General features: G+C 48.3%; 17 protein-coding genes and 1 pseudogene. All 18 read right to left on the reverse strand.

Translation table 11 applies throughout. From position 1 onward, the window contains the following. Positions 1–41: 41 nt before the first annotated feature. The 18 genes and pseudogenes from aroB to EIH22_RS05800 all read right to left on the reverse strand — a co-directional run bounded on the left by aroB (position 42) and on the right by EIH22_RS05800 (position 19619). Positions 42–1616: a 3-dehydroquinate synthase gene (gene aroB, locus EIH22_RS05720; protein WP_124054856.1), complete on the reverse strand. Its 1575-nt coding sequence runs from the start codon at positions 1614–1616 to the stop codon at positions 42–44. Continuing rightward, entirely contained in the window at positions 1616–2854 is a 1239-nt protein-coding gene (gene aroC, locus EIH22_RS05725; RefSeq protein WP_124054857.1) for a chorismate synthase, read from the reverse strand. Before aroC ends, aroB begins: the two co-directional genes overlap by 1 nt. A 900-nt stretch (positions 2855–3754) precedes the next feature. Continuing rightward, positions 3755–4615 (reverse strand): shikimate dehydrogenase family protein, encoded by an 861-nt coding sequence (locus EIH22_RS05730; protein WP_124054858.1) that lies wholly within the window; start codon positions 4613–4615, stop codon positions 3755–3757. Between the two features lie 12 nt (positions 4616–4627). Then, positions 4628–5752 carry an endolytic transglycosylase MltG gene (mltG, locus tag EIH22_RS05735; protein WP_124054859.1) on the reverse strand — a complete coding sequence of 375 codons (1125 nt, stop codon included), beginning with the start codon at positions 5750–5752 and terminating at the stop codon, positions 4628–4630. Beyond that, positions 5745–6245 carry a Holliday junction resolvase RuvX gene (gene ruvX, locus EIH22_RS05740; protein WP_124054860.1) on the reverse strand — a complete coding sequence of 167 codons (501 nt, stop codon included), beginning with the start codon at positions 6243–6245 and terminating at the stop codon, positions 5745–5747. Before ruvX ends, mltG begins: the two co-directional genes overlap by 8 nt. Next, complete coding sequence (alaS, locus tag EIH22_RS05745) at positions 6242–8914, reverse strand: alanine--tRNA ligase (RefSeq protein ID WP_124054861.1); 2673 nt, start codon at positions 8912–8914, stop codon at positions 6242–6244. The genes ruvX and alaS overlap by 4 nt, the downstream gene beginning before the upstream one ends. A 50-nt stretch (positions 8915–8964) precedes the next feature. Further along, entirely contained in the window at positions 8965–9453 is a 489-nt protein-coding gene (locus tag EIH22_RS05750) for a DUF948 domain-containing protein (RefSeq protein ID WP_124054862.1), read from the reverse strand. Between the two features lie 75 nt (positions 9454–9528). Then, positions 9529–10149, reverse strand: a complete 621-nt coding sequence (gene rpsD, locus EIH22_RS05755) for a 30S ribosomal protein S4 (RefSeq protein ID WP_124054863.1) — start codon at positions 10147–10149, stop codon at positions 9529–9531. A 113-nt stretch (positions 10150–10262) separates the two neighbouring features. Next, positions 10263–11642, reverse strand: coding sequence for a replication-associated recombination protein A (locus EIH22_RS05760; protein ID WP_200829192.1), 1380 nt, complete (start codon positions 11640–11642; stop codon positions 10263–10265). A gap of 64 nt (positions 11643–11706) precedes the next feature. Beyond that, positions 11707–12267: a type II toxin-antitoxin system VapC family toxin gene (locus tag EIH22_RS05765; protein WP_124054864.1), complete on the reverse strand. Its 561-nt coding sequence runs from the start codon at positions 12265–12267 to the stop codon at positions 11707–11709. Next, on the reverse strand, positions 12267–12515 hold the full coding sequence (locus EIH22_RS05770) for a type II toxin-antitoxin system Phd/YefM family antitoxin (RefSeq protein ID WP_124054865.1): 249 nt from the start codon (positions 12513–12515) through the stop codon (positions 12267–12269). Before EIH22_RS05770 ends, EIH22_RS05765 begins: the two co-directional genes overlap by 1 nt. Before the next feature lie 96 nt (positions 12516–12611). Next, on the reverse strand, positions 12612–12953 hold the full coding sequence (locus tag EIH22_RS05775) for a hypothetical protein (protein WP_124054866.1): 342 nt from the start codon (positions 12951–12953) through the stop codon (positions 12612–12614). 31 nt (positions 12954–12984) lie between these two features. Then, positions 12985–13764: a type I restriction endonuclease subunit R, EcoR124 family gene (locus tag EIH22_RS09015; protein ID WP_235001815.1), complete on the reverse strand. Its 780-nt coding sequence runs from the start codon at positions 13762–13764 to the stop codon at positions 12985–12987. Positions 13765–13833: 69 nt separating this feature from the next. Further along, positions 13834–16106: pseudogene (locus EIH22_RS09110) on the reverse strand (type I restriction endonuclease); the annotation flags it as partial. Continuing rightward, positions 16103–17281 carry a restriction endonuclease subunit S gene (locus tag EIH22_RS05785; protein WP_124054867.1) on the reverse strand — a complete coding sequence of 393 codons (1179 nt, stop codon included), beginning with the start codon at positions 17279–17281 and terminating at the stop codon, positions 16103–16105. The gene EIH22_RS05785 and the pseudogene EIH22_RS09110, both read right to left, overlap by 4 nt. Continuing rightward, positions 17278–18843: a type I restriction-modification system subunit M gene (locus tag EIH22_RS05790; RefSeq protein WP_124054868.1), complete on the reverse strand. Its 1566-nt coding sequence runs from the start codon at positions 18841–18843 to the stop codon at positions 17278–17280. The genes EIH22_RS05785 and EIH22_RS05790 overlap by 4 nt, the downstream gene beginning before the upstream one ends. 135 nt (positions 18844–18978) lie before the next feature. Further along, positions 18979–19383, reverse strand: a complete 405-nt coding sequence (locus EIH22_RS05795; protein ID WP_124054869.1) for a type II toxin-antitoxin system VapC family toxin — start codon at positions 19381–19383, stop codon at positions 18979–18981. Further along, positions 19380–19619, reverse strand: coding sequence for a FitA-like ribbon-helix-helix domain-containing protein (locus tag EIH22_RS05800; protein WP_124054870.1), 240 nt, complete (start codon positions 19617–19619; stop codon positions 19380–19382). The genes EIH22_RS05795 and EIH22_RS05800 overlap by 4 nt, the downstream gene beginning before the upstream one ends. Positions 19620–19652 lie beyond the last annotated feature (33 nt).

Raw genomic sequence — 19652 nt, forward strand, 5'->3', positions numbered from 1 at the left:
GGTTCAACTAATAAAATTCATTATTGACGTAATTGCGATGTTTACTGCGTGACCATCTTGAACGCGTAGTCCAGAGCTTCTTTACTTGGATTTTCCAAAATACGTGGTTGAGCGATATTAGAAAGCACAACGAAGCGGAGTTTTCCACCGCGAACCTTTTTATCTGAATACATAGAGGCAAGCAAAGTCTGTGGATCTGCATTCTGATAATTCACAGGCAAGCCGATGGAAGCAAAAGCATTTTGATGCAGTTCGGCAAATCCAGGTTCTGCAATCCCCTCAGCTTCAGCCAAAGCGGCGGCGAATACACATCCGATTGACACCGCAAATCCGTGTCGATACGTGTAGTTTTCAGCTAGTTCGATGGAATGTGCCAAAGTATGTCCATAGTTAAGGATTTCGCGTAAACCGGATTCTCGTAGATCTTCACTTACAACTCGCGCTTTAACTGCAATTGCACGCTCAATTATCGAGATCAAAGCCGGATGCTGCGCGCTTACAAGCGCAGTTCCATATTCGGCAATCGAGTTAAGGATACTCATATCAGAGATAAATCCACATTTAACGATTTCACCAAAGCCAGAGAGCAATTCCTCATGAGGAAGAGTCAAAAGCAAATCAACATCGCACAATACGGTCTTAGGTGGATAAAAAGCTCCCACAAGGTTCTTCCCAAACTTCGTATTGATACCGGTTTTTCCTCCGACCGCCGCATCAACCATGCTCAGCAAAGTGGTTGGCACCTGGATCAAACCGATACCCCGTAGCCAGGTGGCAGCAACGAATCCACCCAGATCCGTCGTCGCTCCCCCTCCTATTGCAACGACGACGCCGTCACGACCGATTCCATGTTCACCAGCAAAATCCCACGCTTGAGTAAGCACGTGAGATTCTTTAGCGTCTTCGCCACGAGGAACTTCAAACAAACATGATTTCACCCCCGATTCACGCAACGTGGAATCGAGACGATTTCCTAAATGCAGGACGTCGGGAGAGCAAACAATCATAACTGATTCGAATTTGCTTGCTTCACTGATTAAGCGCGGCAACAAATGTGAACCAACGTGGACGTTATACGGGATGGATCCGCCTACCGAAACAGTTCTTTCTGCTCCAACTACAGTTCGGAAGGCATCGTTAACTACGTGTGCAACTGGCTTCGAATCGGAGAAAATAGTATGGCTCGCCAAGCTTACATAAAGTCCCATTCGTTCTTTACGCAATCTCTTAATCGTTTCCTCAGGTTCTCGTTGAAGCAGCGGTCGCACGGTTCGCGAATTAACTATTCGCTGTACAAGTACTTCGTCTGAGGCGTTTATCAGGAGAACTCTTGCGTCCGTCAGTGCCTCGCGAACAGCCTCACTTAGAACCGCGCCACCACCAAGGGAAAGGATCCCATCAAAATCTCGTAGAGCTTGGACAATCACTTGAGCTTCGAGTTCGCGAAACGCAGCTTCACCGTCTTCCTTAAAAATCGTATCAATCGAACGTTGAGTTTGCTGGCGAATCAAAAAGTCAGAATCAGCGAATGGAACGTGGAGTTTTTCAGCGAGTAGCCGGCCAACGGTCGACTTCCCTGCTCCGGGCATGCCAATCAAAACAGCTCGTGGTGCCACTATTTGCGCACCTCCGCATTAGCATTTGTCTTAATCTTTGCGTTTGCGTTCAATGTAGCTTCGATATTTCGTTTGGTTTCGGCAACAGAGTCTCCACCAAACTTTTCATGCACGGCTTGAGCTAAAACGAGTGACAGCATTGCTTCGGCGATCACTGCCGCCGGAACCACCGCTGTGGTGTCTGAACGCTGATGTAGTGCGGTTGCCGGTTCGCCGGTGGCAAGGTCTACTGTACGAAGCGCACGTGGCACCGTCGAAATCGGTTTCAAAGCAATACGTACGAATAAAGGCTCACCATTCGCCATTCCACCTTCTATACCTCCCGCACGATTGGACAGCCGCGATAGTTCACCGTCTTTAATTATGATTTCGTCGTGTGCTTGGCTTCCTCGTCGACCAGCAGATGCGAAGCCATCACCAATTTCGATGCCTTTTACCGACTGTATAGACATCATCGCGCCTGCGATTTTTGCATCTAGGCGTTGGTCATCAACTGTGTATGTGCCGATTCCCGCCGGTACCCCATAGGCGATCACTTCGACGACGCCTCCCAAGGTGTCTCCATCGCTATGTGCAGCATCGATTTCGTCAATATACCGTTGTTCGAGGTCAGGATTAAGGGTGCGGACTTCGGATGAATCGATTTTTCGTTGATCGTCTGGACCTGGGCGTCGAGCGCCATCTTCTGCCTTGACTGTTCCGATCTGCACAACGTGTGAGACCACAGTAATCCCAGCAACTTGCTCTAGATAATTACTTGCTATCTTTCCGAGGGCAACCCTCGCTGCAGTTTCACGTGCGGAAGCTCGCTCCAAGACGTTTCGAGCATCGTCAAAACCAAATTTCTCCATACCCACAAGGTCAGCATGACCAGGGCGGGGACGAGTTAGCTTCTTATTGCGAGCGATTTCGCGTTCATCACCCGTACCAGCGTCGATCAACAAATCTTTCGAATTAACAGGATCGGCGCTCATAACGATTTTCCACTTAGGCCATTCAGAGTTTCCAATTTCAATAGCAATTGGAGAACCGAGCGTTTTTCCATGTCTTACGCCAGAAAGTATTCGTAGAGCGTCCTGTTCGAACTTCTGTCTGCTACCGCGTCCGTATCCTTGACGACGACGATAAAGTGCGTGAGCAATATCAGCCGAGGTAAGTTCCACCCCTGCTGGGATACCCTCAATGAGGGCAACGAGTGACGGGCCATGTGATTCACCTGCAGTACTCCAACGCATCATGAGTATTATTCTGCCATGTAATACACCTCGATTCTTAACAAGTCGTTCCGTGAGATTTAAAGGGCGTCTCTATGCACTGCTTAGGAATGTTCAAAGAGATCCTAAAGGCTGCTCCAGTTCGGAATAATCGCCACTAATAGGACCCAAAGGCATCCTATAATTACCGGTCCGAAAGCCAACCGATACGACTGTGCGAAACCTGACCGCCCTCGCAGTAGAAGATTCACCGCAGAACGCACCCCGAAAATAGTGAGCACAGCGAGAGAACAGATTATGTAAAAGACAAGAATCAAGCTTGTTCCATAGCCCGAAAGTGCAATTGCGCTAACGAAGAATAGGCGAACGTCGCCTCTGCCAAGCACCGGCATATCACTGCGAGCTCTGCTTACGAATATCGTGGGCAAATAGAGAAGCGAGATCAGCACAATACTTTCGCCTATATCAACAAACAACGTCACAAAATTTATAGAATTTAGGTTTGCAAGGATGACCAGGTGGATAACTGCCAGAACTCCGGCCAGATTGGAAAATGCCACTACAAGCTCACGTGTTTTGAAATCTATAAGCGCGTTAATTATCAGCGGTATAAAGAAGAAACCGAGGGTAATAGATGGTGCTATGCCAACCCCATTGAGATAAGATCCTAGAACGGTACACCAAAATCCGAGAGAACCGGTTATAACCATGGTATTAACCGATAGCACTTGACTTACCTGGACATTTAGGGGAAATGTGTTCATGAATCCAGACTATGAATCTGGATTAGCCTCAACATAAAGAATCCACAGAGGTAGGCAGTATGCGTACTTGTTTGGTAACTGTGGATAACTACGAGCACTCGCAGGCTGTGTAGAGAGCATTAGCTGATTAAGAACCAAGCTATATGAACCATAGACGAGGTTAGCCGCAGTAAACGTCAGTTACTCCACGCGAAGCTAATTCAGCTGACAAAGCTAACCGAAGCTTGTCAACATCTGGAGTTTTCCCGGTAAAGAGCCGGATCTGATCTACCGCTTGGTGGAGAAGCATTAGCCACCCCGGAGCAATCACTGCCCCTCGCTCCTGTGCTACAGAAACGAGCGCGCTTGGATAAGGATCGTAGGCTGCATCTAAAAGCACAAATGAAACTGAACTGTCTATTTCGCGTAGTTCTTGAGCCAGTGAATCTGCTACATGAGCAGGCAAAGTAGATATAACTAAATCACAGTTGATTAGGTGTGTTGCAGCGTGATCAAGCGATACCGAGCAAATATCGATATTCAGCGAATGTGCAGCCGTAAAAACACCGGGACCACCGAGACGCCTTGCGCACACTGTGATTTCTTTAGCACCGAGTTGGATGCCAGCGGCTAAAGCTGAACTCGCCGTCGCTCCAGAGCCTAAAATTGCAACACGCTCGTAGATTCGGGTCGATCCGCCAGCTTCACGAACAGCTTGAACGATACCTGCCACGTCAGTGTTGAAACCTACAAGCATCGTCGTCGTACCTGTCGGTTGAAAAACAACTGAGTTAACAGAACCTACTGCTTTTGCAAGGCCATCAACCATATCACACATGGCAAGTGCCTCTTGCTTGAGAGGCATCGTCACAGCTAAGCCTGCCCAGGAATCATCGCACTGAACAACAAATTCACGAAGACCACCCTTGGCAACCTCATATCGCCCAAAATCGAGGTATTCGGCATCAGCTAGATGCAAAATAGGTGACATTGAGTGGCTGATCGGAGAGCCAACCACGCCTGCTTTCTTCAGCTCAGTCATGATTTGGCACTATCAGCCTTTGTTCTTGGAGTACCACTGCCTGAATTCCTGAACGTTCTTGTTATGTTCTTCAAGAGTTGCAGCAAACTTCGTATCACCGTTGTCCAAGTTAACAGTCACGAAGTACAGCCAGTTTCCACTTGGTGGGTTGATCGTTGCCTTGATAACAGCGATTGACGGATTCGAAATTGGACCAGCTGGCAGACCCGGATGCTTATATGTATTGAACGGATTATCATTCTGAATATCCGCATTCGTTGGAATGCCCGAAGTCTTGCCCACTCCATACATCACGGTTGAGTCCATCTGGAGGTATCCGTTTACCTGGGTATGGTCATTCAAACGGTTTTCAATAACGCGTGCAACCTGCGCATAGTAATCTGGCCAGTTAACCTCACGCTGAATAATCGAGGCGATAATAATCTGGCGCTCCCACTGGTCTTTGGCAATTCCAGAGCCTTCAAGTTCTTTTACGCGTTTGGCAACCATTTGCTTGAGCGCATCTTGAGCATTGATTCCTGGAGCAAAGGTGTAGGTTAGTGGCGCAATCCAGCCTTCAAGATTTCCCTTAGCTTCGGGTGGCAAACCAAGTGCATTGGTGTCTGCCATAGCTTTTTCGACCTCAGCCTTCTCAAGGCTGAGTACATTGGACAGTCGATCCTTAGTCTGCTTAATTGTAAAGCCCTCAGGAATCGTGACCTTGATTTCTGCCTTCGAAGCGGGATCAAGCAGTGCAGCTACTGCATCTGCACCAGAGATCTTCTTCTTAATAGAGTAGCTTCCCGGCTGAATTGATCCCGAACGCGGATTGTTGTTGAACGCTTCTACGAATGCGGATTCAGAGGCAATGATATCCTTTTCCTTCATGATCTTTGCAATCTCTGAACCGCTGGCACCCTTAGGAATGGTGATGACGACGGCTTGCTCCCCCGGACCCGAGTAGTCTTCTTGAGATGAGCTAGAAAATACGTTTGCAACATATGGCCACGCCACTACACCAGCAAATACCACAAGTCCGGTCACAATTGCGAGCGAAATACCAGTACGGATTCGACGTCGGTTACGACGTTTCATGATCTCCGCTCGGTGGCGTCGCTTATCGGCTTCACTTTCGTGACCGCTAAAGAAGTCAGTCATGAGACTCTCCGTTCAGAGCTATTCCGGGAAGTCCGCCGGTATTGCGCTCAAATTCCAATGCATTTTCCAAAATAATAACTGCAGAGACCTGATCAACAACAATTCTATGTGTATTTTCACGTCTGCCGCTTTCGTGGAGGAGCCGGTGTGCGCTCACCGTTGTTAGTCGTTCATCGATTAGACGAACAGCAACCGGAGCAACCATACGCGAGATTCGGCGCGCCCACTTACGTGCGTCTTTCGCCGTCTTCCCCTCGGTTCCATCCATGTTTTTGGGAAGGCCCACATAGACTTCAAGGGTGTCTGACTCTTTGACCAGATCGACGACGGCGCTTAAGTCGTTTTTTCCACGCTGGAAGGTGCCCACCGGCGTTGCCAAAATCCCACTTGAATCGGTTTTAGCTACGCCTACGCGCACTCCGCCTACGTCAACTGCGACTCGAACACCTCGGCGTAGCTGACGTACGGGCGGATATACAACGTTTTCCGTCACAAATTGGCCAATCGGTCCTGGATAGCAGTAACTGCCTCACTGATCTTAGCTGAATCGGCGCCACCGCCCTGGGCGAGGTCATCCTTTCCGCCACCGCCACCGCCAAGAATCTTGGCAGCTACCGAGACCAAGGCACCAGCCTTGATTCCAGCTGCACGCGCTTGCTCCGTGGTTGCGATAACAACCATTGGACGATCTTTTACGATGCCGAAGAGAGCAACAACTGCGCTGGATTGAGCGAGTTGGTTACGTAAATCGGTGGTAGCGTTGCGGATTTCGTCAGCCGAGGAAACTTCACCGAAGTTATAGGTTGCGAACTTCGTCGAGCCAATGGACTCAATTGACTCAAGGATCGACGCATAGGAGGCCTTCATTTTCTCTTTACGAAGCTGAGCGATCTGCTTTTCAGCATTCTTCAGCTTGTTGAGAAGAGAATCGATGTGCTCTGGAAGCTCTTCGGGACGAACGTGGGTGAGGGTGCCGAGCTGGGAAAGCAAAGCACGCTCCTTAGCTGCGGTGGCGAATGCATCGCGGCCAACCAAAGCTTCGATGCGACGAACCCCTGAACCGATGGAGGATTCGCCAAGAACTGAAACCAAACCAATCTCACCTGAACTACCAACGTGCGTACCTGCACAAAGCTCACGCGACCAGTCTCCACCAACAGAAACGACGCGCACAACCTTGCCGTATTTCTCACCGAACAAAGCCATAGCACCCGATTCGCGAGCTTCGTCGATGCTCATCTGCTGATCAGTGACTTCCAAGTTGTTCTGAAGCTGGGAATTAACGCGTGCTTCGATTGAGGCCATGACATCCGCAGGGATTTGCGAACCGTGACGGAAGTCGAATCGCAGGCGAGACGGTGAGTTCTCCGAACCTGCCTGAGTTGCCTGTTCTCCAAGGTGTTCGTGAAGCGCCTTGTGAATCATGTGAGTTGCGGTGTGCGCACGAGCAATCTGCCCACGACGGTCGGTGTCGATCTGTGAGTAGACGACGTCATCCAAGACGATTTTGCCTTCGTTCAGCGTGCCTCGATGAACGTGTAGACCCTTGATCGGCATCTGAACGTCATCAACGGTCATTAAACCGCCACCGGCAATCGAGATTTCACCGCGGTCAGCGAGCTGGCCACCTTGTTCCGCCCAGAATGGCGTGCGGTCAAGGATGACGTCTACTTCCGCAGGTCCTTCGACGGCAGCAACTGGCTTACCGTCAAGCAAGATTCCAAGAACGCGGCCTTCCGCAGCGGAGTCGGTGTAGCCCAAGAACTCGGTTGCTCCACCGGATTTCTCCTGGATTTCGTGATAAACAGTCGCGTCAACGTGACCACTCTTCTTAGCCTGGGCATCGGCGCGAGCACGGTCTTTCTGCTCTTGCATGAGTGAGCGGAAACCCTGCTCGTCAACATTAATGCCCTTTTCAGCAGCCATTTCAAGGGTTAGATCGATCGGGAATCCGTAAGTATCGTGGAGAGTAAAGACAGCTTCGCCTGGAAGCCCAGTTCCCGTCTTCTTAGCCTTCTCAACTGCTACGTCAAAGATCTGAGTTCCGGAGCTGAGCGTGCGGCGGAAAGCATCTTCTTCTGCGTAGGCAATCTGAGAAATACGATCAAAGTCGATCCCTACCTCTGGGTAACTTTCCTTCATCGCGTTCATCGAAGCAGGCAAGAGATGTGGAAGTGCAACTTCATCAACACCGAGCAAACGAACCGAACGAACCGCCCGGCGGATAAGGCGGCGCAAAACGTAACCGCGGCCATCGTTACCTGGACGAACACCGTCGCCAATCAACATAAGCGAAGAACGGACGTGATCGGCAATAATACGCATGCGAACGTCGTCTTCTTCATTGGCGCCGTACTTCTTGCCGGTCATTTCCTCGGTAGCAGCGATAACTGGGAAAACCTGGTCGGTTTCGTACATGTTTTGCTTGCCTTGGAGCAGGTAAGCAATGCGTTCGAGACCGGCGCCAGTATCAATCGCGGTCTGATCGAGATTGCCAAGCAGTGGGAAGTTCTTGCCTTCACCTTCGCCGCGTAAGAATTCGTCGAATACGAGGTTCCAGATTTCCAGGTAACGATCGCCACCTGGATCAACGGTTCCACCTATGGCTTCAGGGCCGAATTCTGGACCGCGGTCGTAGTGGATTTCGGCGCATGGACCTGCTGGACCTGGCTGGCCAGTAGACCAGAAGATCTCTTCACGCTTGAGCTTAACGATGTGCTTAGGATCGAGTCCAACCTTCTTAGTGAGGGCATCGAAAGATACCTGGTCCTCTTCCCAGATCGTGACCCACAGGCGATCGCCGTCAAGACCATAACCGCCGTCGACGATTGATGAGGTGAGAAGGCCGAAAGCGAGGTCGATTGCGCCTTCTTTGAAGTAGTCGCCGAAAGAGAAGTTTCCACACATCTGGAAGAACGTGCCGTGGCGGGTGGTTCGGCCGACGTTGTCGATGTCGTTGGTACGGATACACTTTTGGACCGAGGCGGCTCGAGGGAATGGCGCAGGTTCGGTGCCCACGATGTAAGGAATGAATGGAACCATTCCGGCGATTGTGAACAAAATCGACGGGTCTGGCGATACCAAAGGAACGCTGTCTACGATCTCGTGGTCGTTTTTACGGAAGTACTCCAACCAGCGATTCCGAATTTCTGCACTACGCATTTATTTCCTCGATTTTTCTAAAAGGCTCTGAGCTCAAACTGAGACTAATTCTAGTACGACGACGGCGCTACGGTTTCGTTGAAACCCGATGCGGACGCGTTATGTGGTTTTTCTCCCTGATCAGCAGGTTCGCGAACCGGTTCCCTCATCTTTTGGGTATCCCTGTTCGGCTTCGCAGTCGCTTCACCGGGCTTGCCGAAAGCTTCTTTCATCTTCTCCGCACCGCGACGAACCGCAAGGAATGGTGCGCCAACCGTTGAGGTGACGAGCGTCGTCATAGCCGAGATATCTTCGGAGGTGCGAGCGGCGGCGTCGGTAATCGCGTCCAGCTTCTTCACCTGGTTGTTTGCCTCGGCAACCGTTTTGGCAGCTTCATCGATCGCAGGCAAAGTGTGTTCGGTGAGCTCTTTGAGCGATTCCGAAAGGCGATCTAAAACTCCACCCAGCTTAATAAGCGGGCGAATCGAAAAGTAAACAAGTACAAGAAAACCAAGTGCAGCGATTATTCCTGCAATCTGGCCAAGCGTAACCGGTCCCATGTACCTAACCTTATCTTGCAAATAGATATGAAACAGCGCGCTACGACAAATCCGTAGCGCGCTGTTATGAAGATCTTATCGAGAGTAGTGCTCGACGACCATCTGTACGTCACACGTTACTGGAACTTCAGCACGCTTTGGACGGCGAACCAGTTCGAAGCGAAGCTTCTCAAGTTCAACCTTGAGGTAGTCAGGAACGAGTGGCAGAACATCTGCATGCTGTCCCTGAGCAGCTACCATGAACTGCGACGACGCCTGTGAACGTGGCTTAACCTGAACAATCTGTCCTGGCTTTACGCGGAAGGATGGGCGGTCAACGAGTTGGCCATCAACCAAGATGTGGCGGTGAACAACAACCTGACGTGCCTGTGCAATGGTGCGAGCAAAGCCTGCACGAAGCACAAGAGCATCGAGACGCATTTCAAGAAGTTCGATGAGGTTCTCACCGGACATACCTTCAGCGCGGCGTGCTTCTTCCCAGACCTTACGCATCTGAGCTTCACGAATGCCGTACTGAGCGCGCAGACGCTGCTTTTCCTTCAAACGAACCGAGTAATCGGATTCCTTGACACGGCCACGACCGTGCTCACCTGGACGGTATGGGCGGCGCTGCATGTACTTCTCAGCCTTTGGGGTGAGAGCAATTCCGAGCGCACGGGACTGACGAACAGCCTTGCGGGAACGATTTCCAGCCATTTTAGATCTCCTGTCGACTAATTGGCACAGCCTAAGCTGTGGGGTCAACCCAGTTGGCTAAGACCCCAGGTTTGTTGTGCTCCTGTACGGAGAGCAACTCGTACATTTTAGCACTATTGCTTACCTAGCGCTCTATTGATCCGTTCCAAACGGTTGGTGACGTTTGCCTCATATCCGCGATCACTTGGCTCGTAATATACAGTGCCCACCATTTCGTCCGGAAGATACTGCTGGCGAGCGATTGCGTTCGGTTCGTCGTGGGCATAGATATAGTCGCGGTCTTTTCCACTCTGCTGAGCAGCAATACGCGAGGATTTCACTGACTTATCGCGCAAGTGCATCGGAACCGGTCCGATCTTACCTTCACGCACGTCGGCGATTGCCTTATTAATTGCGTTGTAGGCGCGATTCGACTTCGGAGCCGTTGCCAGGTGGACCACGGCTTCGGCAAGGATAATTCGCGCCTCTGGCATTCCAACTAGGGCAACTGATTGAGCAGCCGCGGTTGCAGTTTGGAGCGCGGATGGATCTGCCATACCAACGTCTTCCGCTGCGGAGATCATGAGGCGTCGTGCCACAAACCGCGGGTCCTCCCCCGCTTCTAACATTCGGGCTAGGTAGTGCATTGCAGCGTCAACATCCGAGCCACGAATGGATTTGATGAAGGCAGAGATTACGTCGTAGTGCTGGTCACCGTCGCGATCGTAACGTACGGCGTAGGAGTCAACCGAGGCTTCGACGTCGGCAATATCGATTTCGTACGCGGGCTTACCTTCATTGGTGCTGAGTTTAGGCTTGTCCGCGGCTTTACCAGCAGCGGCTTCGAGGATGGTAAGCGAACGGCGTGCGTCTTGACCGGCGAAGCGGATGATGGCATCGAGGGCGTCGTCGGTGATCGAGAATTTGTTGTTAAGGCCGCGTTCGTCGGTGAGTGCGCGGGTAAGCAGTTCTTCAATGTTGGCTTCGGACAGCGGATGGAGTGTGAGGAGCAGTGAGCGCGAAAGGAGCGGTGAGATCACGGAGAAGGACGGGTTTTCCGTGGTTGCAGCAATCAGGATCACCCAGCGGTTTTCGACGGCTGGGAGTAGCGCATCTTGCTGGGTTTTCGAGAAGCGGTGAACTTCGTCCACAAACAGGATTGTTTCTTTGCCGTCGATGAAGAGCCTGTGTTTGGCATCGTCGATCACGGCGCGCAGTTCTTTCACTCCGGCGGAGACGGCGGAGATTTCATTGAACGCCCTGCCAGACGCCCCAGCACACAAATATGCGAGAGTGGTTTTTCCGATTCCGGGTGGCCCCCACAAGAAGATCGACGACGGCGCACCGTTTTCGTTTCCTTCGATCAGGCGGCGCAGTGGTTGGCCTAGTTTGAGGAGGTGGTCTTGCCCGAGGACCTCGTCAATCGAGCGCGGACGCATACGCACAGCTAAAGGGGCATGCTTATGGTTAGGCACGCCCGAATCATCAAGTGCTGCGTCTGAAAAAAGATCCACGGTTCAATAGTAGCTGGTTTGGGATGTTAAGGAACTTTAGAAATGCCTATCTAGTAGTTAGGCGTCAGTTAGCTTCATCCTTATCGAAACCTGAAATCGCACCGAGCTCAATGGCTTCGTTGATTTCTTCAATCCTAGGCGCATTAGAGCCACTGAAGAGGCTTCCGGCAAGTTCAGAAACGGAACGAACATCCTCATCATTCTCTTCTATACCGATCCAAGGATTCACTAAGGAAATTGGCATCGATTCAAAGTCCGCCACATTTCGCGTAACCATCGTTAAACCGTTCACTAACGCAGTAGCTCCAATGATGCAGTCACGGTACGGCAAAGTTCTGCGTTTCTGGAGATTAGCAGCTGCGCGTGCTACCGCAGTCTCCATTGGAAGTATGCGATTTTCGAAAGCCGCAAGAACGTGGTTTTCCAACCAGTACCGCAAGATGGCAGCTTGAGGCTTATCTTTACGGTTCACCTGCACGATTCCCATTTCGATTTCGTAGATAGTTGTTGAGGAAAGGTAGCAATCGAGCGGTGACTTATCTTCAAACCATTGCTTAACGTTTGCATCAATACGTGATTGTGGTTTTCTAATTTCGCTGATCACGTTCGTGTCTAGTAGGAACATCAGAATTCGGGAACTTTCAAATCGAGCTGAGCTTTTTCAAATTCGATTTCGATTTCCGAAGCCTCGTGCATAGAAAGCAAAGAAATGAGGTTGTCTTCCACCACAGACATTTTCTTATAATCGTCGATCGACATTAAAACGAAAGCGGGATTTCCACGGTCCGTAATCACTACTGGCCCGTCAGCCGCGGCACGCTTCGCGGCGCTTACGTCTTGATTAAATTCCCGCGCAGAAATGGTGACTGTCATTTCGAGCCTCCTAATTGTAGGTACGTTTCTACAATAAGGGCTTTTCCGCCTAAAAACAAGGGATACTAAAGATAATACCTACCCAATTATTGCTCTCTATCTACGACGACGGTGCTCACGAGCCTGCCGCATAATGTTACGGTTTCGTGAAACAGGTTTTTGATTTGGATTGTCCAACAAGAATTGATTCACTAGTTCAATCACAGAATCCCATGGAAAGTATTCACGTACAATTTTGCAACGAGCACGGTAGTCGGTGACTTTACCAGCTGCATTCGCCGCTTCTTTTACACGGTAAGGATCAGCACCCAGAGCCTCATTTATCCAAAGTAAAGATCCGGAATTCAGTAATCGGTTATAGGTTCGTTTTGCTGAACGGTTTGGATCATCACGAGTACTTGCAAATTCCTGCACATCAAGGTCTTGCAACTCAGCCATAATTCCGATCCTTCAGCTCGATATTAAAATTTTAGCTCTCACTCAACCCAAAGAACCGGTTGAAATAATCCGTCAACACGCTTACTACGCGGCGTTTCTTGTCGCTCGCGCTTTCACCTGAGGTATTTCCAAACCGCGACGCAGGAGGCAAAATCTTCATGATTTCGGTACCGCGAGTTTGAAGCTCACCATATGTAAAAGCTGAATTCATGAACTCTCGAGCCTGTTGAGACTTCAAATTTTCACGCTCGATAATATCTTCGAGTTCTGCCACCTTCCGTGTAGCAATAAAAGCGGCCCATTCGGTGTCCACATCACTCTTTGCAGATATGGAATCGACGAATTCTTCCACCAAGTCACGTTTGTTACGAAGCGACGGGCTAGAAGCCAATGCTCTCGAGATTTCGGCTCGGATTTCTTTATCTTCTCCGTCGCCTTTCTTCGCACGATATTTTTCAACCAGCAACAAGATATAGTCAACATTTACTTCGACTTGCTTAACGAGCTCGATTTCGAAAACTACGTCATCGTTAACGATTTCTTTTTCGATTCGAGGCCGCATCTCCGCGTAGATATCCAAGTAAATACTGCGATAGTCTTGGAAATCGCGTTCACTAAGTGGGTTTTGCTCCGCGAATTCATCAAAGACAGTCAAAATATTGTTGAGCCTCAGAATAGCTCCAAATTCATTAATGAATTCTCTTGCAGCTTCTTCCCCAATAATTTGCTCTCCAAGCGGGAATCGTTCAGTGAATTCAGCAAGTTTTTGCGAATATTGATCGTAATATTCTGCGAACGACTTCAACAGCACAATTCCTCGAGCATCTTTATTTCCAAAAAGTTCGAGGGCCGAATTTGTTTCGGGTTCTAGGTTCCTAAACGCAACGATATTTCCGCATGTCTTAACCGAGTTCAGGATTCGATTGGTTCGTGAAAATGCCTGGATGAGTCCGTGTGCTCGCAGGTTCTTGTCCACAAAAAGTGTGTTTAGTGTTGTTGCGTCAAAGCCTGTTAAGAACATGTTCACAACAATTACTAAATCAAGCTCGCGGTTCTTGAGCCGCATCGATAGGTCTTTGTAATAGTTTTGGAATTTATCGGCGCTAGTGTCGTAGGAGGTACCGAACATTGCGTTGTAATCCGCAATTGCGTTGTCTAAAAATACACGTGCATCTGGCGTTAATTCTTCAGCATCAAAGGCTTCATCTTCAAGCAGTCCATCAACTTCATCATTCACTCCGTACGAGTAAATCATGCCGATTTTTAAACGTTTGTCGTCAGGCCGATTGGCTTGTTGCCGCGCAAATTCTTCGTAGTATTTCTTCGCAGCGTGAATAGAAGCGGTTGCAAATATAGCGTTAAAGCCATATACACGTTTCTTTTGGCTAATTGCTTCTTGTTGCTTTCTATTTCGCGTGGACTCAGGAACATTTACCACAACGGAATGTTGGTACGATGTTTCCCGTTTAGTCTTTTGATCGAAATGCTCCAGCGTGTACTGAACGATTTGGCTAATTCGTTCAGGCGAGAGCAATACTTTTTCGGTATCGATAGCCGAAATTTGTTTGTCTTCCACCAAGCCGGATTTAACGGTATTGATGTAATCGATTTTGAATGGAAGAACGTTCTTATCAGTAATCGCGTCTACGATCGTGTAGGTGTGCAGCTTATCGCCAAAAGCTTGTTCGGTAGTTCGGAGGTTTGTTCCTCCCCCGCTACCCGCATTTGCTGCGAAGATTGGCGTACCCGTGAAGCCGAACATATTGTATTTTTTAAACGATTTGGTGATTGCTACGTGCATGTCACCAAATTGCGATCGGTGGCATTCATCAAAAATGATGACCACGTGTTTTCCAAAAACGTCATGGTTTTTATTGCTCTTGATAAATCCCGATAGCTTTTGGATAGTCGTAATGATGATTCGAGCTTTTGGATCTTCTAGCTGGCGTTTTAAGACGGCGGTGTTTGCGTTCGAATTCGCCGCTCCGGGTTCGAATCGCTCATATTCACGCATGGTTTGGTAGTCGAGGTCTTTTCTGTCGACGACGAAAAGTACCTTGTCTCGCTGGGAACCTTTGTTGCTAGTTGCGCTGTTTTAAAGGATGTTAGCGTTTTTCCTGATCCGGTGGTATGCCAGATGTATCCACCTGCATCTGGGGTGCCCAGCTTTTTTGGATAATTCACTGAGATTTTTATCTTTTGCAGGATTCGTTCTGCAGCAACAATTTGGTATGGCCGCATCACGAGAAGCGTCTTATCTGCGGTAAGCACACAATATTTGGTGAGAATGTTGAGGATTGTGTGTTTTGCGAAGAAGGTTTTTGCAAAATCAGTCAATTCTTGGATGGGTTTGTTACTTGCATCTGCCCACCATGAAGTGAATTCAAAACTATTGGACGTTTTACGCCCAGAACCGCGCTTTTGGTTCTCTTTAATGTGACTATTGCGAGTCGTGTTCGAGTAGTATTTGGTGAGCGTACCGTTAGAGATCACGAAAAGTTGGATATATTCGAATAATCCCGAACCAGCCCAAAAGCTATCGCGCTGGTAGCGGTTAATTTGGTTGAACGCTTCGCGTAGGTCTACACCCCGACGCTTTAATTCAACGTGGACGACGGGCAATCCGTTTACCAATATCGTTACGTCATATCTGTTTGTATAGCGACCGCCTCGAAGAGTGTCTTCCACTGCACTAGGAACTTCGTATTGGTTGATAATTTGAAGCCGATTGTTGTGAATATTTTCTTTATCGATCAACGAAATATTTTTAATCGTTCCATCTTCGCGTTCAAGAATCTTCACATGGTCTTCTTGAATAGTATGTGTTTTTTCTTCGATTCCTGCGTTAGCACGAGCGATTGATTTTTGAAAGAACTGAGTCCATTCAGTATCAGAAAAAATGATGCCGTTTAAGATTTCGAGTTGTTTGCGAAGATTGACAATCAGATCTGATTCCGAAGTAATCACGAGACGCTCATATGCTTGGCTCTCAAGAATCTTAATAAATTCAGACTCTAGTTGAGCTTCACTTTGATAGGTTTTCTCAGCCTTGGAGTCAGGTACGTATTCAGCAACAATGGTCGATTCGTCACTCGAAGCAATCGGATCATATTTTCGCGCCGCGCCAGGGGTTTGCTGGACTTCTTCAATCATGCCGGAAGCTCCTCGAAGCTTAGTAACTTATCGCGATAATACTCGTATTGTTTGCGGCGCGCCTCAATTTCCGCAGGTAAACCAGACGAAATGTCATTCACTAAAGCATCAAATTTATCAAGAATAGAAACAATCCGATGTTGATCCTCCAAAGTAGGTAAGACAATTGGGAAACTCTTAATAACTGACGCATTCAAGTCTTTCCGTGCCCCTCTACCTAAAGATTTGAGCTCTTCATAATGCGCCGCCAGCCAGTAAAATACATACCGATATTCCGCAACTTTTGAATTTATTTGCAAATTACAGCAGTGTTGATTCGTATACATCGGTACTTTAATAACAGCAGATTTTCCAGCTGTTGCACCTGAAATTGCGACAACGACCGTATTAGATGGAACCAATTTTACGCCGGTTTCAGAAACGGCAGCTTGGGTTATTTTTATCTCGGTATCGTATACATTTTGAAAATCGACCTCGCCCGTCCTCAGCCAAGGAATAGTGCCACTATAGTAATACTTCGTTGATCCTGCTTTTGGTGTTGCTCCACTTGAAACCTTTGTCACGATATCAGCCAATGTCAGCTGCCCCCCCCCGAATTCAGGGAAGGTCAATAGCGAATCACGATAGTAGGCATACTGTTTCTTCCGTGCTTCCAGCTCCGCTTCCAGCTGCGTGAAAGAGTCGAGAATTCGGACGATTTCTTCTTGGACTTCCAATGGAGGGATTGGGATATTCAAATCGTCCGTATCGGTAATCGATAATTGTGGCAATTTAACCGAGGTAGCTTTTGCCTTCTTGGAAAGGAAATCTACCTGGGTTAGCAGGTAGTAATATACGAATTTCTGGTTGATACATGGATCATTTAACGAGTATGACCACAACTCCGATTTATGAGTAAATGGTTTATCGTAATAAGTGAAACCAATATGCCCCCTTGACTTGACTATAATGCTCGGAGACTCTATTACGCGATCACTTGGTACGCTATTATATGAGACATCGGCAATCGTATTACCCCCAGCAAAAACGCGTATTTCACCATCAGGAACAGTTATTTCTTTCATCTTCGCCGCAGTAATTGAAATTCCGGCGTTGCGTGTACCTAAAGTTGCCAAGCGACGGAACTCTACACCATTTGGGCAGAGGCCTTTGATTAGATCGTCAATCCTGCTCATTTTGTACCTTCTAAGTCCGCAACAATGGCATCAATCGCAGTCCGAAGTTCCATTTGTCGCGCAACAATCTGCTCGATATCCGCATTTAATTTCTCGATATCAATAACTTCGCGAGTGTCTTCTTTTTCAACGTAAGAAGACACCGCAATGTTGTAGTCGTTATCGCCAATGTCCGCGTTGGAAACAAGCTTCGAAACGTAATCGACGTCGTCACGCGAAAAATAACGTTCCACAATCGCATCGCGATGCTCGGCTAGCAGCTTGTTCTTATTCCCTATCCTTGAGAACATATCTGCAGCATCAATAAACAAAACCGAGTTGTCTGTTTTAGACTTACGTAACACGATAATGCAGGTACCAATCGTGGTTCCAAAGAACAAATCAGGCGGAAGCTGAATAACGGCGTCAACATAGTTATTATCGATAAGGTACTTACGAATCTTGCGCTCTGCACCACCGCGATAAAGTACTCCAGGGAACTCAACAATTGCTGCCGTGCCGTCTACCGCGAGCCACTTCAAAATATGCATTGTAAATGCAAGGTCCGCCTTAGATTTTGGAGCAAGAACACCTGCCGGGGCAAATCGTTCGTCGTTAATTAAAAGCGGATTTGCATCGCCAGCCCATTTAATCGAGTACGGAGGGTTCGAAACGATCGCATCGAAAGGTTCATAGTCCCAATGGTGAGGATCGATAAGCGTGTCGCCCAATGCAATATTGAACTTTTCGAAGTTTACGTTGTGCAAGAACATGTTGATACGAGCAAGGTTATAGGTGGTCAAGTTAATTTCTTGGCCATAAAATCCACGCACATTTTCAACACCAAGAAGCTTCGCGAACTGAAGCAGCAGAGAAGCGCTACCAACCGCTGGATCATAAACCTTATTCAATTGTTTCCTACCGTGGGCAGCAATACGCGCTAGCACTTCAGAAACTTCTTGCGGAGTGAAAAACTCGCCACCAGACTTGCCGGCGCTCGAGGCATACATCTGCATCAGGTACTCATAGGCATCACCAAACAAGTCAATTGAATTATCCTGCAAGTTCCCAAGCGGAAGATCGCCAATCGCATCAAGAATATTAGCGAGCTTCGCATTTCGGCGATCTACAGTATTTCCAAGCTTGGCTGAGTTTACGTCAATGTCGTCAAAGAGGCCTTTGAGATCGCTTTCCGAACTCGTGCCGAGTGCGGAACCTTCGACACTCTTAAATACTTTCGACAGAGTTTCGTTGAGATTTGGGTCGTGGTGTGCAGACTTACGCACATTCTCAAACAACTGCGAAGGAAGGATAAAGAAGCCTTTTTCTTCAACCGTGTCTTTACGTACCTGCTCGGCAAGTTCATCTGGTAATTCTGCATACTTGAAAGATACATCTCCAGCCTCGTGCTCGAGTTTCTCCTGGTACTGGGTCATATCCTCAGAGATAAAGCGGTAAAACAGCATACCGAGCACGTAACTCTTAAAGTCCCAACCGTCAACGCTTCCCCTTAAATCATTAGCAATTCGCCAAATCATTTTGTGGAGTTCGGCGCGTTGTGCCTCAGGGGTGGTCGGAACCATAGTGCAACCTTTTCGTCATCGGTATCAAAGTAAGAATCAAACAATCTTTAGGAACAGAGTTTATCGCCTATCACGGCCCTTAGCTCCACGTTCGACTAAATGATACCGACTAATTCCGATAAAACTCGTATAAACTCACGGGCATATAACATCAATCCCGAGTGACAAGAAATGTTTCGTATTTCTTGTCACAACTGTTAACCCATGCGCTTGTGCAATTGCCGCAATATAGGCATCATCAATGGGAGCTTTTGCCGGAACATCAAAATTACGAAATATCAAGGCTGCATCAAGATCAAAACTAAGTATCCTACCCGAAAATGCTGGTAAAACCTGACCTTCGAACCATTGGGTCAATATTCGGGCTTGCAATTCGTCCTTTGCCGAAATAGCTTTAATTCCCCTACCAATTTCTGCCACAGTTAACGAACAAATATATGTATCTTCTGGAGGAACATTTTTCGCCCAATCAAACACCGATTGATTTTTCTCAGGGCGACGCAAAGCAGAAATCACATTGGTATCAAAAAGATACTTCACAGAGCAACCTCACGTGAGCCAATGCCAAGCCGCGGTGGATCGAAATCAAAATCCGCCTCGCAACTAGGAATTTCTTGCGCAAGTAATGAAGCAATCGATGGGCGTTCAGCACACAAAACCGAAGACAAAATCCTCCTTGCTTCATTTTCCATCGAGGTACGATTTTGCCGAGCACGCGCTTTTAGCGCCTGCTTCGTACCTGCTGGAAGATCACGTATCAATATTTGCTCAGCCATCACAACCACCTCCGTTTACCACGCACAGGATGA

Origin of the sequence: Arcanobacterium ihumii (genome assembly GCF_900604515.1) — a bacterium.
GTDB lineage: Bacteria > Actinomycetota > Actinomycetes > Actinomycetales > Actinomycetaceae > Arcanobacterium_A > Arcanobacterium_A ihumii.

What these genes read in the sequence shown, in the direction of transcription:
- aroC (WP_124054857.1), bottom strand. Translation starts at nt 2,854, where the DNA reads ATGATGCGTTGGAGTACTGCAGGTGAATCACATGGCCCGTCACTCGTT.
- EIH22_RS05730 (WP_124054858.1), bottom strand. Translation starts at nt 4,615, where the DNA reads ATGACTGAGCTGAAGAAAGCAGGCGTGGTTGGCTCTCCGATCAGCCAC.
- mltG (WP_124054859.1), bottom strand. Translation starts at nt 5,752, where the DNA reads ATGACTGACTTCTTTAGCGGTCACGAAAGTGAAGCCGATAAGCGACGC.
- alaS (WP_124054861.1), bottom strand. Translation starts at nt 8,914, where the DNA reads ATGCGTAGTGCAGAAATTCGGAATCGCTGGTTGGAGTACTTCCGTAAA.
- EIH22_RS05750 (WP_124054862.1), bottom strand. Translation starts at nt 9,453, where the DNA reads ATGGGACCGGTTACGCTTGGCCAGATTGCAGGAATAATCGCTGCACTT.
- rpsD (WP_124054863.1), bottom strand. Translation starts at nt 10,149, where the DNA reads ATGGCTGGAAATCGTTCCCGCAAGGCTGTTCGTCAGTCCCGTGCGCTC.
- EIH22_RS05765 (WP_124054864.1), bottom strand. Translation starts at nt 12,267, where the DNA reads ATGTTCCTACTAGACACGAACGTGATCAGCGAAATTAGAAAACCACAA.
- EIH22_RS05770 (WP_124054865.1), bottom strand. Translation starts at nt 12,515, where the DNA reads ATGACAGTCACCATTTCTGCGCGGGAATTTAATCAAGACGTAAGCGCC.
- EIH22_RS05775 (WP_124054866.1), bottom strand. Translation starts at nt 12,953, where the DNA reads ATGGCTGAGTTGCAAGACCTTGATGTGCAGGAATTTGCAAGTACTCGT.
- EIH22_RS05785 (WP_124054867.1), bottom strand. Translation starts at nt 17,281, where the DNA reads ATGAGCAGGATTGACGATCTAATCAAAGGCCTCTGCCCAAATGGTGTA.
- EIH22_RS05790 (WP_124054868.1), bottom strand. Translation starts at nt 18,843, where the DNA reads ATGGTTCCGACCACCCCTGAGGCACAACGCGCCGAACTCCACAAAATG.
- EIH22_RS05800 (WP_124054870.1), bottom strand. Translation starts at nt 19,619, where the DNA reads ATGGCTGAGCAAATATTGATACGTGATCTTCCAGCAGGTACGAAGCAG.